This window comes from Actinoplanes sp. NPDC048791 (genome assembly GCF_040650095.1).
Taxonomy (GTDB): domain Bacteria; phylum Actinomycetota; class Actinomycetes; order Mycobacteriales; family Micromonosporaceae; genus Actinoplanes.
Genome location: NZ_JBEZGQ010000702.1, coordinates 1 through 4555, shown reverse-complemented (window position 1 = coordinate 4555; position 4555 = coordinate 1). Strand labels below are relative to the sequence as shown.

Below are 4555 nucleotides of genomic sequence, written 5' to 3'. Positions count from 1 at the left end.
GTGGCCGTCGCCCGCCCCGGCTCTCGGCCACAGGTCCACGAAGCCCGCGGCGGTGAAGGCCGCGATGGCCCGGGTGTCCGCCGTACCGTCCGGGGTCGTGTGCCGGCGGCGGTACGGCCCGCTGAGAGCCGCCAGCCGCTCGGTGTGGTCGGTATCCGGGTCCAGGGAGTTGAGATCGCCGGCGAGCAGCACAGGCCCCTTGCCGGGCCGGTGCCGCGCGGCCAGGAAGCGGGCCTCGCGCAGCCGCCGGTACGGCGAGAGCGCGTTGAGGGGCGTGCTGACCACCGTGAGCTGACCGGCCGTGGTCGGCACCCGGACCGCCGCGGCGGCGTGGTGCAGCCGCCACCGGACGCCGGACCAGTCGACGATCCGCAGCGGCGGCCGGACCAGCACCGCGACGCTCTGCCCGAACACCGAGCGGGCCAGGAACGGCGTCATGCCCAGCGCCCCGGCCACCTCCCGCATCCGCCGGCCCGGGAAGCCGCGCAGCTCCTGCAGCGCCAGGATGTCGGGGCTCTCCCGCCGCAGCAGGGTCACCACGGCGTCCAGCCGGCCTTTGCTGCCCCCGGTCTTGATGTTCCAGGTCAGGAAGCGGACCGTCACCGCACCGCCTCGGGCGTGCCGGCGGGCACCGTCGTCTCGGTCAGGTCGCGGTGCGCGTCGCGTTCGGTGAGCTCGCCGGCGTCGGCCCGGTTGCCCTCGGCCACGTCGGCGTTGGGCCGCAGCACGAAGTAGAGCAGGGTCAGCCAGCAGGCGGCCAGCACGCCGGCGCCGAGGAAGTCGGTCGGGTGGTGCATGCCGCGGTACATCCGGGACAGCGCGACGCCGGCCGGCATGATCACCGCGAGGGCCACGAAGACCCAGCGCCACCAGGCCCGGATGCGCGGCACCAGCAGGATGGCGATGGCGGCGTAGAGGCACATGGTGGCGGCGATGTGCCCGGACGGGAACGACGAGGTGGGCATCTGCCCGTCGAGCTGCTCGACCGGCGGGCGGGGGCGGCCCACCGCGGCGGCCGTGGTCAGGAACAGGCTCAGCTCGCCGAACATGGCCAGCACGACGAACAGCACCGGGCGCCAGCGCCGCCACAGGGCCAGCACCAGCGGGCAGAACACCAGCGAGACCAGCAGGATCATGTGGGTGTCGCCGGCCTTGCTCCACAGGTAGCTGAGGTCGTCCAGCGCCGGGGTGCGGAAGGTCTGCAGCCAGCGGACGAAGCCCTCGTCGGCGGACCGGATCCAGGTGCCCTCGGTGTGGTTGGTGACGGCCCAGCCCAGCAGGTAGAGCACGCCGAAGATGAAGACCCAGCCGACGACCAGCTCGGCCGCCTTGGCCCAGGGGTGCGGCAGCAGCTTCTCCTCGTCGGGCGCCGGGGTGACGTCGTGAGCCGCCTCCGGCTCGAGTCCCTCCTCCAGCGGGCGGACGGGCTGGCCGACCTCGCGGCGCCAGACCCGGAACGCGTACGCGGTCACGCCCAGCCAGGCCGCGCCGAGCAGCCAGCCGGCCAGCACGTCGGACAGGAAGTGCACGCCGAGCGCGATGCGGGTGACGCCGACAGTCACGATGATCAGCCCGACCAGCGCGATCACGGCCTTGCGCCAGCGCGGCGCCACAGCGGGCAGGAAGACCAGCAGCAGGGCCCCGTACGCGACGAACGAGCCCAGCGCGTGCCCGCTCGGGAAGCTGTTGCCCGGCGCCCCGGACACCGGCACGTCGACGACCGGGCGCAGCCGGCCGACCAGCGTCTTGAGGGACGGATCGAGCAGCAGCGCACCGACGCCGGTGACGACCAGGTACGCCGCCAGGCGGGTCCGGCGGCGGATCAGCAGCAGCACGACGGCCACCGACACCAGCCACATCATCACCGGCCGGCCGCCCAGGTCGGTCAGCGCCTCCAGCACGGTGACCACCGGCGGATGCGGCGCGACCAGCCCGTTCAGCCCCTCGGCCACGCCCCGGTCGAGGCTCTGCAGGGGTCCCCAGTGCAGCCGGACCAGCAGCAGGAGCAGGCCGAAGCCGAGCCCGACCGCGATGACCGCGAGCAGGCCCAGGACGCTGCGCTCGGTGAAGTGCCGCAACGGCGCCCAGCCGACCCGTTTGTGGATCCTGCCTTCGTCGGTGGACATCGTCGGCTCCTGCTCGTTCGGGGGTCACGCGGTGGTGCGGCGGGACTTACCCTTTCGGCTCGGCGCTCACACCGGGGTCGCGCTGACGGGGCAACTCCCCGTCCGCGGTGTCTCCGTCGGCCGCGTCCGGCGCCGGCGGATCGAAGCTCTTCAGGTCGGTGTCCGGGCCCGGCTCCCACTGGTCGTGCTGCGCCGGCCGGACGACCCCGACCCGCTGCGCCTCCAGTTGCGCCGCGAAGGACAGCCCGAGGAACAGCGAGATGCCGGTGAGGTTGGCCCAGAGCAGCAGCGCCATGATCGCGGTCAGGGGGCCGTAGGTGGCGCCGAAGCCGTCGCTGACGCGTACGTAGCCGGCCAGCAGCAGGCTGGCCACCCACCACAGGATGGTGGACAGCGTGGCCCCGAACAGCAGCCAGGTCAGCGCGGGCTGGTTGCGCCGCGGCGAATGCCGGAAGAGCAGCCCCACCGCGAAGACGATCAGCAGCAGGCTCAGCGGCCAGCGCACCAGATTCCAGGCCGCCATGGCGCCGTCGCCCCAGCCGTACTGCCGGGCCAGGGACTTGCCCGCCGAGTGCCCGGCGACCAGCAGCAGGAAGCCGAAGAGCGCGGGCAGGCCGGCGATCAGCGCCATCACCGCGGCCCGGAAGTACTTGGCCAGGGCGGGACGGTCGCGTTCGACGCCGTAGATGCGGTTGGCACCGCGTTCGATCTGGGCCATGGCGGTGGTGAGCGCGAACAGCCCGGTGATCAGACCCAGGGCCAGGGCCAGCTCACCGGCCTCCTCGGTGCGCTCGTCGTCCTCGAGCAGCTCCGTGACCAGCGGCTCGCTGGCGCCCGGGGTCAGCGCGATGACCGTGTCGGCCACCACCTGGCCGCCCTCCTCGACGCCGAGGTCGGTGGCCAGACCGGACAGGGCGATGAGGAACGGCACGATGGCCAGGCAGAGCTGCAACGCGAAGGCCCGGGAGTGGCTGAAGCCGTCGCCGTAGCGGAACCGGACGAACGCGTCGCGCAGCAGCGGCCAGCGCCCGTAGTGGCGCAGGGCGAGGAACGCGTCGTCGGCGGAGAGTTCGTCCCCCGGCATCATCTTGGTCTCGGGGACCGGCTCCGTGCTGCTCATGCTTTCTCTTCAGCCGCGGCGCGCACCCCCTCGGCGGCCCGCTTCGCCGCGCTGCTGTCGTACGCCAGGTCGGGGTCGCCGGCGGGCTGCGGCACGCAGAGCAGCAGCGCCCGGTGCCGGACGTGGACCTTGAGGGTCTTGCCCGGGTCGATCAGGTCGCCGTCGAGCTGGCGGGGCTGGGCCCGGTTGCTGAAGATCTCCACCCGCTCGGCCGAATACGTCTCCATCAGCGGCACGCTCCTGCGCCGGCGCACCACGGCCCAGCCGAGCTCGGCCCAGTGCCGCAGGTTGCGCGGGCTCAGGATGGCCACGTCGAGCTTGCCGTCGGCGGGCTCGGCCTCGCTGAGCAGTCGTACGCCGCCCTGCAGCCGGCCCACGTTGCCGACGATGACCGAGCGCGGGCGCCGGGGCATGGGCGCGCCACCGTCGATGACGATGCGCACCCGCATCGGGCGGTCCCGCAGGTGCTTGGCGGCGCCACCGACGTACGCCAGCCAGCCGATGTGCTTCTTGGCCGTGTCCGAGGTGCCCTCGAGCATCTGCGCGTCGAAGCCCATGCCGGCCATCACGGCGAAGCACTGGTCGCCGACGGCGCCGACGTCGATGCGTTTGCGGCCGCCCTCGATCGCGACCTGCACCCCGGTGGCGGCGTCCGTGCCCAGGCCCAGGTTCGCCGCGAGCAGGTTGCCCGTGCCGGCGGGCAGCACCGCCAGGGCGACGTCCGTGCCGGCCAGGGCGGTCACCGCGGCCATCACCGTGCCGTCGCCACCGCAGACGAACACCAGCTCGGCGCCGTCCTTGACCGCCTGAGCCGTCTGGCCGCGGCCGGCGTCCTCCGGGGTCGTCTCGTGCCAGGTGGGTTCGGGCCAGCCGACACTCGCGACGCCTTCGCTGACGATGCGGCGCAGCAGGTCGAGGTCGCCGACCTTGACGGGGTTGTAGATCACGGCAGAGCGAGGTCCTGTCACGGCCGTCAGTGTGCAGGACACACATCACAACGGCGACCCGGGTGCGGGTGCGTTAGAGTGAATTCAGTTACTTGAACGCGTTCAAAAAGAGGAGGTGAGGTCGGTGCGGGTGCTCGTCAACCTGCTCGTCGCCGTCGGCATGCTGGTGGTCGTGCCGGCCGGGCTGCGGCTGATCCGTGACCCGGCGGTGGCGTTCGCCCGGCGGTGCTGGCCGTTCGGAGCCGTCGCCGGGGCGGTGAGCCTGTGGCTGCCCCGCGGCACGGTGGCCACCAGCCTGGCAACGGCGTACGCCGTCGCGGCGGCCGTGCTGTGTGCGTACGCGCTCAGCCGCCCGCTCCGCC

At 73.2% G+C, this 4555-nt stretch carries 5 protein-coding genes; 1 reads left to right on the top strand and 4 read right to left on the bottom strand.

Going from position 1 to position 4555, the window contains the following annotated elements:
• The 4 genes from AB0C29_RS34930 to AB0C29_RS34915 form a co-directional block, all read right to left on the bottom strand.
• Nucleotides 1–603 (bottom strand): endonuclease/exonuclease/phosphatase family protein (locus AB0C29_RS34930; protein ID WP_360829544.1); only part of this gene is annotated, 603 nt, incomplete at its 3' end.
• Nucleotides 600–2126: a phosphatase PAP2 family protein gene (locus AB0C29_RS34925; protein ID WP_360829541.1), complete on the bottom strand. Its 1527-nt coding sequence runs from the start codon at nt 2124–2126 to the stop codon at nt 600–602. The genes AB0C29_RS34925 and AB0C29_RS34930, both read right to left, overlap by 4 nt.
• 46 nt (nt 2127–2172) lie before the next feature.
• Nucleotides 2173–3246 (bottom strand): YihY/virulence factor BrkB family protein, encoded by a 1074-nt coding sequence (locus AB0C29_RS34920; RefSeq protein ID WP_360829538.1) that lies wholly within the window; start codon nt 3244–3246, stop codon nt 2173–2175.
• The gene (locus AB0C29_RS34915; protein WP_360829536.1) at nt 3243–4214 is read right to left on the bottom strand and encodes a diacylglycerol kinase family protein; all 972 of its coding nucleotides are present in this window, start codon (nt 4212–4214) and stop codon (nt 3243–3245) included. Before AB0C29_RS34915 ends, AB0C29_RS34920 begins: the two co-directional genes overlap by 4 nt.
• A 103-nt stretch (nt 4215–4317) precedes the next feature.
• Here AB0C29_RS34915 and AB0C29_RS34910 point away from each other — a divergent pair.
• Nucleotides 4318–4555 (top strand): YndJ family transporter (locus AB0C29_RS34910; RefSeq protein WP_360829533.1); only part of this gene is annotated, 238 nt, incomplete at its 3' end.